At 49.4% G+C, this 16,771-nt stretch carries 13 protein-coding genes; 9 read left to right on the top strand and 4 right to left on the bottom strand.

The window, feature by feature from the left end:
• Positions 1-149 precede the first annotated feature (149 nt).
• Positions 150-1,253: a phosphoribosylaminoimidazolesuccinocarboxamide synthase gene (locus MMG82_RS00600; protein ID WP_241406254.1), complete on the bottom strand. Its 1,104-nt coding sequence runs from the start codon at positions 1,251-1,253 to the stop codon at positions 150-152.
• A 697-nt stretch (positions 1,254-1,950) separates the two neighbouring features.
• Between MMG82_RS00600 and MMG82_RS00595 the strand changes: the two genes are divergently transcribed.
• The 4 genes from MMG82_RS00595 to nrfD all read left to right on the top strand — a co-directional run bounded on the left by MMG82_RS00595 (position 1,951) and on the right by nrfD (position 6,767).
• A complete protein-coding gene (locus MMG82_RS00595; protein WP_172591347.1) occupies positions 1,951-2,580 on the top strand; it encodes a pentapeptide repeat-containing protein in 630 nt (209 codons plus the stop codon).
• Between the two features lie 378 nt (positions 2,581-2,958).
• Complete coding sequence (phsA, locus tag MMG82_RS00590; RefSeq protein WP_172591348.1) at positions 2,959-5,241, top strand: thiosulfate reductase PhsA; 2,283 nt, start codon at positions 2,959-2,961, stop codon at positions 5,239-5,241.
• Positions 5,242-5,253: 12 nt separating this feature from the next.
• Complete coding sequence (locus tag MMG82_RS00585; RefSeq protein ID WP_039978442.1) at positions 5,254-5,820, top strand: 4Fe-4S dicluster domain-containing protein; 567 nt, start codon at positions 5,254-5,256, stop codon at positions 5,818-5,820.
• Positions 5,821-5,822: 2 nt separating this feature from the next.
• On the top strand, positions 5,823-6,767 hold the full coding sequence (gene nrfD, locus MMG82_RS00580) for an NrfD/PsrC family molybdoenzyme membrane anchor subunit (RefSeq protein ID WP_172591349.1): 945 nt from the start codon (positions 5,823-5,825) through the stop codon (positions 6,765-6,767).
• A 163-nt stretch (positions 6,768-6,930) separates the two neighbouring features.
• Here the strand turns inward: nrfD and MMG82_RS00575 are convergent, their stop codons facing one another.
• On the bottom strand, positions 6,931-7,674 hold the full coding sequence (locus tag MMG82_RS00575) for a sulfite exporter TauE/SafE family protein (RefSeq protein WP_172591350.1): 744 nt from the start codon (positions 7,672-7,674) through the stop codon (positions 6,931-6,933).
• A 107-nt stretch (positions 7,675-7,781) separates the two neighbouring features.
• Positions 7,782-8,096 carry a met regulon transcriptional regulator MetJ gene (metJ, locus tag MMG82_RS00570; protein WP_172591351.1) on the bottom strand — a complete coding sequence of 105 codons (315 nt, stop codon included), beginning with the start codon at positions 8,094-8,096 and terminating at the stop codon, positions 7,782-7,784.
• A gap of 222 nt (positions 8,097-8,318) precedes the next feature.
• Between metJ and metB the strand changes: the two genes are divergently transcribed.
• From metB to metF, 3 genes are all read left to right on the top strand, one after another.
• Complete coding sequence (metB, locus tag MMG82_RS00565) at positions 8,319-9,482, top strand: cystathionine gamma-synthase (RefSeq protein WP_241406290.1); 1,164 nt, start codon at positions 8,319-8,321, stop codon at positions 9,480-9,482.
• Between the two features lie 11 nt (positions 9,483-9,493).
• Positions 9,494-11,887 (top strand): bifunctional aspartate kinase/homoserine dehydrogenase II, encoded by a 2,394-nt coding sequence (locus MMG82_RS00560; RefSeq protein ID WP_188869328.1) that lies wholly within the window; start codon positions 9,494-9,496, stop codon positions 11,885-11,887.
• A 248-nt stretch (positions 11,888-12,135) separates the two neighbouring features.
• Entirely contained in the window at positions 12,136-13,029 is an 894-nt protein-coding gene (metF, locus tag MMG82_RS00555) for a methylenetetrahydrofolate reductase (RefSeq protein ID WP_037422525.1), read from the top strand.
• A gap of 55 nt (positions 13,030-13,084) precedes the next feature.
• On the opposite strand, the gene MMG82_RS00550 is transcribed toward metF, so the two are convergent.
• Positions 13,085-14,989 carry a methyl-accepting chemotaxis protein gene (locus MMG82_RS00550; protein WP_241406253.1) on the bottom strand — a complete coding sequence of 635 codons (1,905 nt, stop codon included), beginning with the start codon at positions 14,987-14,989 and terminating at the stop codon, positions 13,085-13,087.
• Between the two features lie 218 nt (positions 14,990-15,207).
• Here MMG82_RS00550 and slyA point away from each other — a divergent pair, with 218 nt between their 5' ends.
• Positions 15,208-15,681, top strand: coding sequence for a transcriptional regulator SlyA (gene slyA, locus MMG82_RS00545; RefSeq protein WP_241406252.1), 474 nt, complete (start codon positions 15,208-15,210; stop codon positions 15,679-15,681).
• An 8-nt stretch (positions 15,682-15,689) separates the two neighbouring features.
• Entirely contained in the window at positions 15,690-16,763 is a 1,074-nt protein-coding gene (locus MMG82_RS00540) for an HlyD family secretion protein (RefSeq protein WP_241406251.1), read from the top strand.
• The last annotated feature ends 8 nt before the right edge of the window (positions 16,764-16,771 follow it).

The raw sequence follows: 16,771 nt of genomic DNA, 5'->3' as shown, positions 1-16,771 counted from the left end.
TTGGATTATCTATTGCTTTGCTTGCTCAGCCCTAATGCGAAGTATTCTTGTATGACCAATATGAATACAATTTTGTACAAACAAAAAAGGCGCCTAAGCGCCTTTTTCAATTTAGGTTGAGGGTAACACCCTAACCACAGCAGAGCTGATTAAACAATCAGATCATACTCTTCCCGTAGGATCTTAATAATATCTGCCTTAGGATTGGCTGGCAGCGGAATTGCCGCGCCGGTCACTTTCTCGGCGATGCCGGTGTAAGTGCGTGACACTTGCATCATCGCCTCTAATGGCAGGGCGTTATCACGGGCGAGGGCTTCGCGCTCTGGCATTCTGTCCTTGTTGAGCAGAATATCCGGATCGGGGAAGTGGTTCAGCAGGAACTGACGGAAACCTTCCTTAGAGTTTTCAAGGATTTTACCATCGCGGTAGGCGGCGCCGTCCCAAATGCGGGATGAGTCTGGGGTGCCCACTTCATCCATGTAAATCAGTTTTGAGTTGCCGTTTTTATCGGTCACATAACCAAACTCGAACTTGGTATCCACAAATACTTGGTCAAGGTCGGCCAGTGCTTTAGCGATCACCTTAAAGCCATCTTTTAACAGCTTCTCGTACAGGTCGATATCTTCTACCTTTTCAAAACCAAAGGCTTGGTAGTTGGCTTCGATATCGCTGCGGCTGATGTTCACATCGTCCTGCGCGGGCACACAGGGAATACCAGTTAAAATACCTTTGGTCGAAGGGGTGATCAGCAAATCAGGCAGCTTTTGATCTTTCTCTAAGCCTTCTGGCAGGGTGATACCGCAGAATACGCGCTCGCCCTTGGAGTAGGCGCGCCACATGGAGCCGGTAATGTATTGGCGGCAAATGGCTTCAACTTTAATTGGGCGGGCTTTTTGGACTATCCAAACGAAGGGATGCGGAATATCTAAAATATGGCTGTCGGCTAAACCATTTTCGGCAAATAGCTTAAACCAATGATTAGAAATGGCATTTAATGCCGCGCCTTTACCTGGGATGCCTTTTAATCCGCCTTCACCGTGGAAGATGCAGTCGAAGGCGGAGATGCGATCGCTAATTACCATAATGGCAAGCGGCGTATCTTCGGGCACATTGTAGCCCTTGGTTTTGATTAAACGGCGGCTGTCGGCGTCGGTTAGCCAGTAAACGCTACGTACCTTGCCGCTATGAACTGGGCTATCGGTGCGGATGGGCAAATCGTTGTTTACGGCTAATACGGAATCAGCAAGACTCATGACGAGTATTCCTTTGGATAGAGAGTGTAGGGACGAGTTTTTTATTCGTTGCGGTGTGCTTAAGCATAAGATGCTTAGCCACCTTTTTATTATTGACCAATAGCTTATTGCTCAGTTTGCGTAAAGCCTTGGTGAAGGTTAAGCGTAAAGCGAATAGTGGATTTTCGGGCGATGGGGAGAATAACGTTTGTCTAGATATGGGGTGAAAATGAAACGCAGAGCAAGGTTGGCGCCAGAGTAATACTGGTCTGCTCAAGCGGGGAACCCCCGTGCCATTTTGCTCGAAAAGGCTAACCATTAATCCCAGAGAACCTTGTTAGACAGCCGCGAAAAGTGGCGCCATTTTACCTTTATTCGCAAAATTTTCCACGGCTATTTGTGCGCATCTGTGCGGCGTGTCGGCACAAAGTGAAGGCTGGTAAAAGTAAAAGCTGAAAATGCCTAAAGCGGGAGCGTCGCTCGCAAGCGTTTGAAGCTAGATTGTGGGGCTAGGTTGTTGAGCATAAGTGCTGAGCCTATATTCGATTTATGCCAATTTAGCCATGTAGTGAGTGGCGTTAATCGGGGTATTATCTGCGGCTATAGTGCATCAGCTTGAGGCGCCGCTTCTCGCTTTAACAGCTATTTGTTGTGGATTCAAAAAGACAATTTGCCTATTAGGACGTGCCTAAGCCGTGATGGAGAATATGGAGCGAGTATGACGACAGATGCAAAAACGCCAATGATGGCGCGCGTAGCCTCACAGGGGCGGTATTTTTTCTCGCAGCAATTTATCGCCTTAGCCGAGAGCCAAAGCCAGTGGCTGGACCTTGAGTTTGAAGAATGCGAGTTCCACGATTGCCAATTTAGCGACAGTACATTCCGTAACTGCAAGTTTATCGATTGCCGTTTTGTGGGCTGTAATTTGAGCCTGCTCAAGGTGCCCTTAAGCCAATTTAACGGTGTGAGTTTTGAAGAATGTAAACTGGTGGGCATAGATTGGACTCGCGCTGCTTGGCCGAGATTATCCTTTGCGGCGCCTTTTAGCTTTAGAACCTGCATCTTAAACGACTGCTCTTTTATGGGGCTTACGCTCGATGAAATGGTGCTCGAGGGCTGTAAGGCACAGGATGTGGATTTCCGTGAAGGTAAGTTTAATCGCGCCAACTTTAGTTACAGCGATTTTCGCCATAGCTTATTCGGCCGCACCGAGTTGATGGAGGCAGATTTCTCCGAGGCGACCGATTACGATATCGATATTTTTAATAATAAAATTAAAGGTGCTAAGTTTAGCCGCGACGAAGCCGTTCGTTTACTCAATGGCTTAGAGATCAACCTAGTCGATTAAGCTGCCATTTTACCGAGCTTGTTTTGGTAATTTTTTAGATTTTTTTAGGGTGTTTTTTATCTCAAAATTTAGGCGGGTTAAGCCCTAAATGACTCGCCAATTCAATTGATCCTATTCACAAATTTTTAGAGTATTTTTAACTTTTAGTTGCCGCAGATCACACCAAACTTGCCTATGTGGTTTACCACAATAGCCGCATACCTCTTTCGAGATAACAATTACCCTGGAACAGCAAAATGCCAACGTTTTTTAAGGCATTGGCATTAATAACTAAAAACCTGTGAGCAGATTTAGCCTTTAACCGCAGTGGTGACAAAAAGCCTAAGTTTGCGTGTGCCAATTGGCGCATAAGGGTGGATGAGTGTGATGGAGGTAACCATGATTGAGCTTAATAGGCGAACCTTTTTAAAGGGCGCAGGGGCCAGCGGTGCAACGTGCGCCTTGGCTAGCCTGTTGCCAGGCAGCTTAGCGGCATTAGAAAGTAAGCAGCTGAAGGGAATGGGCAAGGAAATTGCCAGTATTTGTGAGATGTGTTCGACCCGCTGCCCGATTTCAGCGCGGGTGATTGAAGGTAAAAACGTCTTTATCAGTGGTAACAAGGCGGCTAAATCCTTTGGCGGTAAAGTCTGTGCCCGTGGTGGTGCTGGCCATAGTTTACTTTACGATCCACAGCGGATTGTGAAACCACTCAAACGGGTTGGCGAGCGCGGCGAGGGTAAGTGGGTTGAAATCAGTTGGGATGAAGCCTATCAACTAATTGCCGATAATCTCAATAAAATCAAGCAAGCTCACGGCCCAGAGGCGGTGGCGTTTTCCTCAAAATCCGGTTCGCAAGAAAAACACCTATTCCACCTCGCCACGGCGTTTGGTAGCCCAAATACCTTTACCCATGCCTCAACTTGCCCAGGTGGTTATGAAATTGCCGCTAAGGCCATGTTTGGCACTAAGGTAAAGCGCGACTTAAGCAACTCCAAATACATCATTAACTTCGGCCATAACCTGTACGAAGGCATCAACATGTCCGAAACCCGTGGCATGATGGCGGCGCAAATGGATAAAGGCGCCAAGCTGGTGGTATTTGAGCCAAGATTCTCAGTGGTTGCCGATAAAGCCGATGAATGGTACGCGATTCGTCCCGGCACCGATGTGGCCGTCGCTTTAGCCTTATGCCATGTATTGATTGAAGAAAACCTTTACGACAAGGCCTTTATCGAGCGTTATGTGGAAGGTTTTGACGCCTTCGCCGCCGAAGTAAAAGCCTACACCCCTGAGTGGGCCGAAACCGTTTCCGATGTGCCCGCCAAAGACATTCGCCGTATTGCCCGTGAATATGCCGCTAAAGCGCCCCATGCTGTAGTGGATTTTGGTCACCGAGCCACCTTTACCACCGAAGAGTTTGAAATGCGCCGCGCGCTTTACGCTGCCAACATATTGATTGGCAATATTGAGCGTAAGGGCGGTATCTACCTAGGTCAAAAGCCTAGCGATTATAACAAGCTCGCGGGTGAAGATGTGTCGCCTGTGCTGGGTAAACCCGGCGTGAAAGATATGCCAAAACCAGCGGCAAAACGTATCGACCAAGTGGAAGAGCAGTACGCCATGATGTGGTCAGCGGGCGGGATTTATCAAACCATCCTCGATGCGACCTTAAGTGCCGTGCCCTACCAATTACACGGTTGGGTGATGTCCCGTACTAACCCAATGCAAACCATGACCGACAGAGCGCGTGTGGTCGAAGCCTTGAAAAATCTCGACTTTGTTGCCGTGTGCGATGTGTATATCAGCGAAACCGCCGCCTATGCCGACGTGATTTTACCTGAGTCAACTTACCTTGAACGCGATGAGGAAATCGCCGACAAGTCAGGTAAAAACCCTGCCTACTATGTGCGCCAACGGGTAGTTGAAACCTTAGGGGATACTCGTCCTTCATGGCAAATCTTTAAGGATATTGGCCACAAATTGGGCCTGAGTGAATTCTACCCTTGGGACAACATGGAAACCCTGCAACTGTTGCAGGTAAACCGCGACACAGATCTGCTACGCCGGATCAAAGACGAAGGTTTTGTCAGCTTCGGTAAGCCGATAATGCTGCGCGAACCTAAAATGGTGGCCGAATTTACTAAGGCTTACGCCAATGCCAAACCCGTGGATGAAGACGGCACCTACGGCAGTTTACTCAGCTTTAAAACCCCAAGCGGCAAGATTGAATTGACCTCAGCCAAGGTTGAAGCCATGGCGCCAGGACGCGGGGTGATTAAGTTCCGCGAAGTGCAGCTTAAAAAGCCTAATGAACTCTACTTTATCCAAGGTAAGGTTGCGGTACATACCAATGGCGCGACCCACAATGTGCCCATGCTGGCGAATTTGATGTCGGATAACGCCGTATGGGTTCACCCAGATACCGCGAGCAAATTAGGCATCAGCAATGGTGACCCTATCCGCTTAACCAGTAGCGTAGGTACAGAAGAAGGCCATGCGTTAGTCACCCCGGGCATTCGCCCCGATACCGTGTTTGCTTATATGGGCTTTGGCTCTAAAAACAAAGAGTTGGTCAGAGCGACAGGCAAAGGTATCCACTGTGGAAACTTATTGCCCCACGTTACCGCACCTGTGTGTGGCATGACAGTACACACCACTGGCGTCACGCTGGCAAAACGCTAATTGGAGGCTCAAATGACTAAAAGATATGTGATGGTGCACGATGAGAACAAGTGCATCGGCTGCCAAGCCTGTAACGTGGCTTGCCGCAGTGAAAACGGCGTACCAGAAGGGGTGACCCGTTTACAGGTGAGAGTCGAAGGGCCCTATGGCGAAATGCCACATCTGCACTTTAAGTACCACAGAGTGTCGTGTCAGCAGTGTGAAGATGCGCCCTGTGTGAAGGTGTGTCCAACGGGCGCGGCCTACGTTGGCGAGGACGGCATTGTCTCTATCCACGGCGACAAGTGTGTGGGTTGTATGTACTGCGTGGCGGCGTGCCCCTACAAAGTGCGTTTTATGAATCCCGAAACCAAAGTGGCTGACAAGTGTAACTTCTGTAAGGACACCCGCTTGGCCCGTGGAGAACAACCAGCCTGCGTGACTGTATGTCCGACCGATGCATTGGTGTTTGGCGATGCTAACGATCCACAAAGTGATGTGGCAAAACTGCTTAACACTAAGATCACTTACCAAGATAAGACCCATTTAGGCACTCATCCTAGGGTATATCGCGTTCCTACCAAAAGAGGGGGGATTTGATTATGAACAATACTTGGGGCGATATGGCACAATATGATCCCGTCACTTGGCACTGGGTCATCGCCGTGTATCTGTTTATGGCGGGTTTATCCGCCGGAAGTTTGCTGATTGGCATTGGTTTGCGTTGGTTCAATCAAGAAAAAACGCAAATTGAGAGCAATATTCTCAAGGCCGCGGCGATTATTGGCCCTGTGGCCATCAGCTTAGGTTTGGCTTGTTTAGTGTTTGATTTAACTAAGCCTTTCCACTTCTGGTTGATTTTAATTAACTACAACTTCCAGTCCGTTATGGCGATTGGGGTACTAGCGCTACTGGCTTACTCACCCTTGGCATTTGCCTACGCGATTCTTGTGCTGCGTGACGATTTGCCAAAGTGGGGCTTAGGTTTCTTAGTGCCTATCGCTAAGCTGCTGATGCCCTTTAGAAAGCTGATTGAAGTGCTATTGTTTGTCCTCGCGATCGGTGTAGGCGCATACACTGGCTTCTTAATTTCGGCGATGAATGCCTATCCGATGCTGAACACTGCGGTATTACCAGCGCTGTTCTTGGTATCTGGTTTATCGGCGGGCGCTGCGGCCAATGCGGTGCTGGCGCTGGTGATGTTCAAAACCGATAGTCACGACAAGACCTTAGCCAAAATGCATGGCTTAGAGCTGCCAGTGATGGCAATCGAAATCATGTTCCTGTTTATGTTGTTCTGCGCCTTGTACTTTAAGGGCGGTGCGGCGGCTGCGGCGCTGGCATCACTCACCTCTGGCGTGTGGGCAAGCGTATTCTGGATTGGCGTGGTCGGGATTGGCTTTGGTGTGCCATTGCTGTTTATGCTGTTGCCTGCCGCAACTCGCCACAGCAAGGGCGCGATGATTATGGTGGCCTGCGCCAGCTTAACCGGCGTGTTAGCACTGAGACACTTTATCGTGTATGCAGGACAAAGCTACCTGAGCTAAGTGATGTTAGCGAATGCTCTAACCCATGGCATTCAAACTAGCGCAACAAATATGAGTATTACTTTAATACGATTAAGTGATACTCAAATGGGTTACAACACGCATCCCTGCAAGCAAAAAGCACCGGTAACGGTGCTTTTTTATGGCGGCAATTGGCAGAGGATTATTGCGGCAATAGCTCAATCACAGATTTCACCGTAAGCACTAAGGCGCTGATAGCACAGAGGGCTAAGGTCGCCATCTTGGTCTTATGCTTATCCACATTCCCCACCAGTTTGCCCGCCACTAAATAGCCTAAAAACACTGAGGGCAACAGCATCAGGGATAACCATAAATGCTTAACTTCGAGCAGGCCCGTCACCCCAAGAATGACCAGCGCTATGGTCGAGCTGAAGATAAAGAAGGCTGATAGTGCGGCGCGAAACTTTGAGGCATCCTTACCAGCCAACAGAATCGCCATCGGCGGACCACCAATGGCGGCAATATTACCGAAGATCCCCGATATCACGCCCGCGCCAAATAGCGTCGCTTTATTCACTGGCAAGCTAAATTTATACAGACTCAGCACCACGGCGACTGCCACAATGGCTGCAATCGCTAAACCAAGAATCGGCTGCGGCGCAAACAGCAACAGGCTGGCACCGATAAAACCTCCGGGTACTCGACCGATAAGCGCGTATTGCAAGCCATTGAATTCTAAATGGCCGCGTTCACGCAATAGGGTGAGTAGCGCGATGGAAAAGCCCATCACAATCACGGGGGCGGGCACTAATTCGGGGTCGACAATATACAGCAGCGGACTCGCCACCACAGCAAGGCCAAAGCCAATCAGACTTTGGGTGAGGGCACCTAAAAACACAATCACAGACGCAATAGCGAGCGTTTGTGGATCTATCAAGGAGAACATAGGATTCCATCAAAACAAAATAGGGATCGTTACTCTAACCCATCAGGCAAGATGAGTATTAACGATCCCTAATGATTAGGTGCGGCAGGATTATGGACGCCTGAGCGTTATTCCATATCTTCCCACTCGATCCCCATTTCGTCCATCAACCGCTTCGCTTCAGCGGGGATGCTGTCTGGGCACTCTTTCGACAGATCGGTATCATCAGGCAGAGGCTGGCCAGTGTAGGCATGCAAAAATGCTTCGCACAACAGTTCGCTATTCGTTGCGTGGCGCAGGTTGTTGACCTGACGACGGGTACGTTCATCCGTGAGGACTTTTAGCACTTTGAGCGGAATAGACACAGTAATTTTCTTTACTTGTTCATTCTTCTTGCCATGTTCAGCATAGGGGCTGATGTATTCCCCATTCCATTCAGTCATTGACTCACCTGTTATAACGCTAAATTCGGGGCAGATTTTAAACCCTTACAGATTACAGTCAAATTATTGCTACTATTTCTTAGTGATTGCAAACAGATTTCTTTATGTTTAGACGTCTAAACGTCTTAACGCCTATTGACGATACCACTGGGCTTAGGTACATTTAGACGTCCAGACATCTCTTTGTGAACTTAGGAGTTCCCGATGACCGCAGGTAAATTAGTGACCGAACGTCAATTAGCCACATTGGCAGTGCGTCAGGGTATCGAAAGTGATACTCAGTATGGCGCTGTGGTGCCGCCAATTTACCTGTCGACGAATTACGCCTTCGATGGTCATAAAAATCCTCGTGAATTTGATTACAGCCGTTCCGGCAATCCTACCCGCAGCATCCTAGGTGATGCCCTAGCTAAGCTGGAAAAGGGCGCAACCGGTGTAGTGACTTGTACTGGCATGGCAGCCATTACCTTAGTGACCACTTTACTGGGACCAGATGATTTACTGGTGGTGCCCCACGATTGTTACGGTGGCTCTTACCGTTTATTCACCAACCTCGCGAAAAAAGGCCAATTTAAACTGCTGGTGGTCGATCAAACCGACGCCCAAGCGCTTGAGCAAGCCATCGCCCAGCAACCTAAGATGGTGTGGATTGAAACCCCATCTAACCCTCTGCTGCGAGTCGTCGATATCGAATCTATCGCCAAGGCGAGCCACGGTGTGGGCGCGTTAGTGGTAGTGGACAACACTTTCCTCTCGCCAATTTTGCAGCAACCGCTATTACTGGGTGCCGATATCGTTATCCACTCCACCACTAAGTACATCAATGGTCACAGCGATGTGGTGGGCGGCGCGGTGATCGCCAAAGATCCTCAACTCGGCGAGACCTTACATTGGTGGTCAAACACCTTGGGCTTAACGGGTTCAGCCTTCGACAGTTATCAAACCCTGCGCGGTCTGCGTACCTTAGCCGTGCGCATTCGTGAGCACCAAAACAATGCCCAGCGTATTGTGGACGTGCTGACGAGTAGTCCTGTGGTGAGCAAAGTGTATTACCCAGGTCTTGCGGATCATCCCGGCCATGCCATTGCCGTCAAGCAACAAAAAGGTTTTGGCGCTATGCTGAGTTTTGAGCTTAAGGGCGGCGAGGCCGAAGTGGTCGCCTTTTTAGATGCGTTAAGTTTATTCAGCGTGGCTGAGAGTTTAGGCGGCGTCGAGAGTCTCGTAGCCGTGCCCGCGACCATGACCCACAGGGCGATGGAGCCGCAAGCGCGTTTTGAAGCTGGTATTAAAGACACCCTATTACGTTTGTCGGTTGGTATTGAAGATGCCGACGACTTAGTTGCAGATATTCAAGCAGGATTGGCCGCCGTCGCGGCTTGTCAGTAGAGGAATAATAGATGGCACGTTGTCACTTACATAAATTTGGTGGTTCCAGTTTAGCCGATGCCGATTGTTATCGCCGAGTCGCCCATATTCTGTTAACCCATGGCCATAGTGATGATCTGGTGGTGGTGTCTGCCGCGGGTAAAACCACTAACTTTTTATATAAATTATTGTCCCTGCGCGATAGCAACCAATTATGGCAGGAAGAGTTACAAGTCCTTATCAGCTATCAGCAGGGCTTGATTGAGCAGCTGTTATCTAACGAGCAGGCGCGGGATTTACGTGAGCGTTTAACGACGGATAAAGCCCAGTTAATCAGTCTATTATCTTTAGATTCCCGTAACGATTACCAAATTAGTCATGTGGTGAGTTTTGGTGAGCGTTGGTCAGCGCGTCTGATGGCAGCGCTGCTGCGTGAATCTGGCGTGGCCGCAAGTCATGTGGATGCCTGCTCGATTTTAGTGGCAGATGAGGCCGCTGTGCCGCAAATCCGTGTGCAAGAATCCCGCGCCAAAGTGCAAGCCTTACTGGCCGCGCATCCTAACGAGCGTTTAGTGATCACCGGTTTTATCTGCGCCAACGAGCGTGGCGATACCTTGTTATTGGGTCGCAATGGCTCTGACTTTAGCGCCAGCTTAATTGCCAGCCTTGCCGATATTGAGCGCGTGACCATTTGGACCGACGTTGAAGGGGTATTTAACGCCGATCCCAATAAGATCAACGATGCCAAGTTACTGAAAAGCATGTCACTTGCTGAAGCGGACCGCTTGGCGCGTTTAGGCTCACCCGTGTTGCATTCACGTACTTTGCAGCCGCTGTTTAACACTGAGGTGAGCCTAGCTGTGCGTTCAAGCTACGCCTCCCATACCGACTTTACCCTGATTGCGCCGCACAGTTCCTCAGCGAGTGCGCCCGTGGTGACCAATCTAAATGCCGTGGTGTTATTTGGCTTTAAGATCGCGGGTGATGTCGCCAGTCTGCTCGAGCAATTGGTGGAGGCGGGATTAACACCACTGGCACATTGGGTATCGGCGCATCAACGGCTTGAGCTTGCCTATACCGCTGAAAACCAAAAACAAGTACAAAAATTATTGGATGCGCAGGCCGAAGCCCTCGGCATTAAAGATCTGCAAATTAATACCGAACTCGGCTTAGTGGCACTCGTGAGTGCCGATGCCGAGCATTATCGCCGCAGCTTTGCCCGTTTACTGAGCCGCGATGCTAAGCCCTTGTTCAGTGGTGACTTAAGTTTGGTGACCTTAGTGCCACAGTCGCAGGTTAATCTGCTGACACAAAAAGTGCATCGCCGCTGTGCTGGCCCGCGTAAACGCATTGGCGTATTGCTGCTGGGTGTGGGCAATATTGGCGAGGCGTGGGTGAAGCTGTTTAAGTCAGTTTCTCCCTCGTTAAATCAAGAGCTTGAAGCGCAAGTCGAGTTAGTCGGTCTGGTTACTTCCAGTAAAGCCCTGATTAAGTCTACGGGGGTGGATCTGGAAAGCTGGCAGCAGGAATTTGATACTGAAGCGACTCCTTGGCAGTACGAGCATCTATTTGAACAATTAGAACAACTTAACTGCGATGAACTGATTGCATTAGATATCAGCGCCAGCGCCAGTTTAACCCTGCAATACCCAGAGTTTTTCGAGCGCGGCATCCATATGGTCAGCGCAAACAAACTCGCGGGTTCTGGCCCACTGCCTTTTTATCGCGAGCTTAAAGAACAACTCGGTTATCGCCGTTTATTCTGGCGCTATAACGCCAGCTGCGGCGCGGGTTTACCTATTCAGCACGCCTTAAACGATCTGCGTAACAGTGGCGATAGCGTTGAAGCCGTGGGTGGGATTTTCTCTGGCACCCTGTGTTGGTTATTTGAGAAATACGATACCAGTAAACCCTTCTCGGAATTAGTGATTGAAGCACGTGGTTTAGGGATTACCGAACCCGATCCTCGGGACGATCTTTCTGGTCGCGATATGCAGCGCAAGTTGCTGATTTTAGCCCGTGAAATCGGCCTAGAAATCGAGCTTGAGGATATTGAGCTGCGCTCCTTAGTGCCTGCCCATTTAGCGGATATTCCACTGGAGCAATTCCTTGCCCGCATCGGTGAGCTGGATGATGAATTATTGCAGCAATATGGCGCAGCGGCGGAACAAAACAAAGTGCTGAGATATGTCGCCTCCTTGGATAATAGCGGCGCAGTCCTTAAAGCCGAGGTGGGATTACAGTGGATTGATGCGAGCCACCCCTATGCCAATCTGACGCCCGGTGACAATGTGTTTGTGATCCGCTCAGCTTTCTATCAAGGTAATCCTTTGATTATCCGTGGGCCGGGTGCGGGCCGTGAAGTGACGGCAGCAGCTGTACAATCGGATCTAACACAGATCTGCCGCGATCTATTGCAAGAATAGATTTAAATTCAAAAGCTTAAAGGACTCATTTGAGTCCTTTTTTATTGGCGAAGATAAGGACTAAAATCAAGGTGATCAACGAGGGATAAGAAAATGCCAAAAAGGGGGATTTTTTGGCTTGACTTAACAGCCAGTTTCTCTAGTATATGGACATATAGACGTCCAAACGTCCATATGGATTAAACTACTGCATTAATAGTCGTACCAGTCGCGATAAGTGTCGCACTCGGGCGGTTGAGGAAATACACATGGCTTTTCATCACGCACAACATTCACATTCGCTAAACCAAAGTTTGTCTGAACTTAATGGCGATATTAATGTTTCTTTTGAGTTTTTCCCGCCATCAACCCCCGAAATGGAACAGATCCTGTGGAACTCTATCCGCCGTTTAGAGCCGCTGAATCCTAAATTTGTCTCAGTAACCTATGGGGCAAACTCGGGTGTGCGTGACCGTACCCACGGCGTGATTGAACGTATTCAACAAGAAACCAACCTAGTCGCTGCGCCGCACTTAACCTTAGTGGATGCCAGTGATGAAGAGCTGTTAGATCTGGCAAAGCATTACTGGAAATCGGGTATTCGCGACATAGTGGCGCTGCGTGGTGACTTGCCTGCGGGCAGCCCAAAACCGACTCGCTTTGCGGTGGATCTAGTACGCTTACTGCGCTCAGTGGCTGACTTTGATATTTCGGTCGCCGCTTATCCAGAAGTGCACCCAGATGCGGCTAACGCTCAGGCGGATTTGATTAACCTTAAGCGTAAAATCGATGCCGGTGCGAGCCGTGCTATTACCCAGTTTTTCTTCGATGTGGAATCTTACCTGCGTTTTCGCGACCGCTGTGTTGCGGCGGGGATTGATGTCGAAATCGTACCCGGTATTTTACCCGTGACTAACTTTACCCAGTTAAAGCGTTTTGCGGGCATGACCAATGTGAGCTTACCAAGCTGGTTACATAAGCAGTTTGATGGCCTTGAAAATGATGCCGGAACCCGTCAGCTGGTGGGCGCAAACGTGGCGATCGATATGGTGAAAGTGTTGTCCCGCGAAGGGGTAAAGGATTTCCACTTCTACACCTTAAACCGTGCGGAATTGACCTATGCGATTTGCCATACCTTAGGGGTGCGCCCAAAGGCGGTATAACGTTAACAGCATAAAAAAACGCCGCTATTTAGCGGCGTTTTGTTTTGCTTGAATCCTAAATCCTAAACTGAGCGAGAAGTGTGGTTAAGCGCATCGACAACTGTGCTAACTCGTCTCCCGCCCGAGCCGTTTGCTCAGCACTCTCGGTGGCATTGGTCGTAATATCATTAATATTATTGACGTTTTTATTGATTTCCGCCGACACAGCACATTGCTCGTTGGCAGCGCTAGCGATTTGAATGTTCATTTGACTAATGGTGGATACGGCTTGGGTAATGGCTTCGAGCGCTTCCCCCGCCTCGTGCACCAACGAAACACAGTTTTGCGTGGTGGCGGTACTGGTATTCATGGTACTGACGGTGGATTTGGCACTCTGTTGCAAGGCTTCAATCATCTGCTGAATTTCGCTGGTTGAAGCTTGAGTACGGCTGGCGAGCGTACGTACTTCATCTGCCACCACCGCAAAACCACGGCCTTGTTCACCCGCACGGGCGGCCTCAATGGCGGCATTGAGGGCGAGCAAATTGGTTTGATCGGCAATATTACGGATAACGACTAATACCGAGTCAATCTGCGCTGTATTACGCTCGAGTTCGTTGATGGCCGTGGCAGCATGGGCTATTTCATCCGCCAGCAGACTTATAGTCGAAATGACCTTTTCAACCAGCAACTTACCATGTTCAGTTGACTCGCTGGCGTGGGTTGCTGCGTCGGCGGCATCAGTCGCATTGTGGGCAACTTCTTGTACTGTTGCCGCCATTTCATTCATGGCGGTGGCGACTTGTTCTGTCTCGAGGTGTTGCCGTTTTGCCATTTGCTGAGTTTCATGGGTAATGGCAGACATTTCTTCGGCCGATGTCGCCAGTAAGCTGGTAGAGTCAGAGACTTGAGCAACAGTCGCGTGGATTTTCTCAGCAAAGCGGTTAAAGGCGAGTGCAAGTTGCGCAATTTCGTCTTTACTCTTCACTTCAATCCGGCGGGTTAAATCGCCTTCACCTTCGGCAATGTCATTGAGCGCATTGGTTGTTTCGGCAATGGGGCGAGTAATACTCTTAGCGATAAACCAGGCAATCGCGGTGCCAATTAGGAAGGCGATAAAGCCTATCAAAATGAGTTTAAAGCGAATATCGGACATCGCTTGTTCGGAGTGGCTTCTGTCCAGTGCAATATCCAGCACACCAAAGGTTTTGCCCGAGTAGTCTTTCATCCCATGACGATACAGGGCGTAACTCTTGCCGTCTAAATCGATGGTGCGAATCACTTCAGTACCTTGCATTACCTTGTTGAGTTCGCTGGAGGCGCTGGTGTCGGTGGTAAAAGTGCCACCAAAGGGGACAAAGTTGCCGTCCTTAGGCAGCAAAAGAGTTATCTCAGCTTGGTAGGCATTTTTAAAATTGTCGAAGAAGGGCTGGCCAAATGACATGCCAAACTCGACCGAACCCGTATGTTGCCCTTGGTAAGTCATGGGCACTAGGCCACGGATACCTAAGCCTTCGACCCCGTATTCTAAGCCGCTCAGTGGCTGTTTTTGGGTGTTGGTTTCGACAATGGTTTTACGAATCGCGGTGAGGTCATCACCAAATTTTTCAGGGCGATGCAGGCGTAAAAATGAGGTCGCGGGTGGAGTATGAAACTGAAACTGTTGCACAGCAAAATCTTGTTTAAGGCGGGTAAATAACGGCAGAGTACGTTGTAGCAGTTCATTGCGGTCGCCCTCGGCAAAGCTGCTTTGGATCTCTGGGGTTAAAGAGATTAAGGTTGCCATTGCCTGCGCCCTTTGCCCTGATGAGGCTATATTAGCGACTGCGGTTTCGTACAGTTTATGTAGTTCCCTTTGCTCGGCACCGCGAATTTGGCGACTAAATTCCGATAGCACCAGCGGCATGATAAAGCTCATCACCGCAAATAGCAGTAGGCTAATGCCTAATACTATCCGAGTGCTAATGTTTAAATTCTTCACAGCGAACCTCCAAATATCCGTATGTCAGCCTGATTATCTTTTAAATATTATAGAGATACTGCTTTTTATATTTGAGAGCGCGCGAGCCTTTTTCAGTTGTTTTTCGATTTTTTGCGGATTTCGTGGCAGCGTGCACAGATCTTTTATGGGTATAAAATATTTACTTAGCCTGCTAACTAAGTATAATGCTTAGCAGGCTAAGTAAATGGATAAGCATCATGTATAAAGAACTCGAGCGATTAAAGGAGTTATCCCTAGCGGAACATTTGGGTCGCTTACACCGACTATGGCGCACCGTGGCGGATGTGGAATTAGCGCCGCTCGGGTTAACCCATCCTCGCTGGACGGCATTGTGGAAGTTATTGCGTCTGGGTGACAACGTGAGCCAAAAAGTGTTGGCGGACGCGCTAGAAATCGAATTGGCTTCTTTAATGCGCACCTTAGGACAGCTTGAGGAGCAAGGTTTAGTCGAGCGTCATTGCTGCACTAAAGATAAGCGCGCCAGAATTGTGTCCTTAACTCCAGCGGGTAAAGACGTATTAAAGCAAGTCGAAGCGCGGATTATTAGTGTACGTGGTGAATTATTAGCGGGAATTAGCGCCGCTGAGCTTGGTGAGTTTGAACGCATCATTAGCCTAATTAGTGAAAACGCCTTGGCCAAGTTGGCCAACAGCACAGATATTCTTGAGTGAGAAATAACATGACACCGGATCAACAATTTGCCCGTTTGGTCAAAATCGCCATGCTCGGTTTTGTGGCTGTGTTTGGCTATTTTATGTTTGCCGACGCTATGATGCCCTTAACCCCACAGGCCATGGCAACCCGTGTGGTGACTAAGGTGACTCCGCAGATCAGCGGCAAGATCCAAAGCATTAATGTGCACAATAACCAAGTGGTCGCCAAAGGCGATTTACTGTTTCAAGTCGACCCCGCGCCATTTGAGTTGGCTGTGTCACATGCCAAATTGGCCCTAGAGCAAGTGCGTCAGGACAATGCGGAGCTTGATGCTTCTCTTTTAGCCGCTAAGGCAGAAGTCAATGCGAGTGCGACGGCTGCCCAGCAAAAACGCCGCGAAGCCAAACGGTTAGATGCACTTTATGCAACCCATGGCGTTTCGCAGCAGTTGCGTGATCAAGCCGATAGTGATGCGGCCGCGGCTGAGGCGAATTTGTTAGCCGCTAATGCCCGCCTTGAAAAGCTTAAAGTGAGCCGCGGTCTCTATGGTGAAGATAACCTTAGAGTTCGCCAAGCGATGAATGCGTTAGCGCAAGCGGAGTTGAATCTGTCTTATACCCAAATCCGTGCCGACCAAGATGGCGTAGTGACTAACCTGCAACTCGAAGTGGGCAGCTTTGCCGCCGTTGGTCAGCCATTACTCGCCTTAGTTTCTGATAAATTGGATATTATTGCCGATTTTCGCGAAAAAACCTTACGGGGCGTGAATGCCACTTATCCCGCATTAATCGCCTTTGACGGTGAGCCGGGTCGCTTGTATCACGCCCAAGTGAGCAGTGTCGATGCAGGGGTGAGTGCGGGGCAGTTTGATGCCAATGGCCGTTTAGCCGCGCCGCAGGAGTCGGACCGTTGGGTGCGTGATGCGCAGCGCTTAAGACTGCACTTAGTCTTAGATAACAGCGAGTCAGGCAACAGTGTAATGAATAACCTCCCCGCAGGGGCGCGCGCCACAGTGCAATTGCTGCCCGACAATACCCTGTTTAATCTGCTTGCCAAGGTGCAGATTAAGGTCATTAGCCTGCTCCATTACATCTATTAATATCAAGG

Origin of the sequence: Shewanella sp. MM_2022_3 (assembly GCF_022557375.1) — a bacterium.
Classification (GTDB): domain Bacteria; phylum Pseudomonadota; class Gammaproteobacteria; order Enterobacterales; family Shewanellaceae; genus Shewanella; species Shewanella xiamenensis.
Note: the sequence above shows the minus strand (reverse complement) of the source record. Positions and strands in the feature narration are given on the sequence as shown.

Coding starts and splice junctions, on each gene's coding strand:
- MMG82_RS00600 (WP_241406254.1), bottom strand. CDS start 1,253: ATGAGTCTTGCTGATTCCGTATTAGCCGTAAACAACGATTTGCCCATC.
- MMG82_RS00595 (WP_172591347.1), top strand. CDS start 1,951: ATGACGACAGATGCAAAAACGCCAATGATGGCGCGCGTAGCCTCACAG.
- phsA (WP_172591348.1), top strand. CDS start 2,959: ATGATTGAGCTTAATAGGCGAACCTTTTTAAAGGGCGCAGGGGCCAGC.
- MMG82_RS00585 (WP_039978442.1), top strand. CDS start 5,254: ATGACTAAAAGATATGTGATGGTGCACGATGAGAACAAGTGCATCGGC.
- nrfD (WP_172591349.1), top strand. CDS start 5,823: ATGAACAATACTTGGGGCGATATGGCACAATATGATCCCGTCACTTGG.
- MMG82_RS00575 (WP_172591350.1), bottom strand. CDS start 7,674: ATGTTCTCCTTGATAGATCCACAAACGCTCGCTATTGCGTCTGTGATT.
- metJ (WP_172591351.1), bottom strand. CDS start 8,096: ATGACTGAATGGAATGGGGAATACATCAGCCCCTATGCTGAACATGGC.
- MMG82_RS00560 (WP_188869328.1), top strand. CDS start 9,494: ATGGCACGTTGTCACTTACATAAATTTGGTGGTTCCAGTTTAGCCGAT.
- metF (WP_037422525.1), top strand. CDS start 12,136: ATGGCTTTTCATCACGCACAACATTCACATTCGCTAAACCAAAGTTTG.
- slyA (WP_241406252.1), top strand. CDS start 15,208: ATGTATAAAGAACTCGAGCGATTAAAGGAGTTATCCCTAGCGGAACAT.
- MMG82_RS00540 (WP_241406251.1), top strand. CDS start 15,690: ATGACACCGGATCAACAATTTGCCCGTTTGGTCAAAATCGCCATGCTC.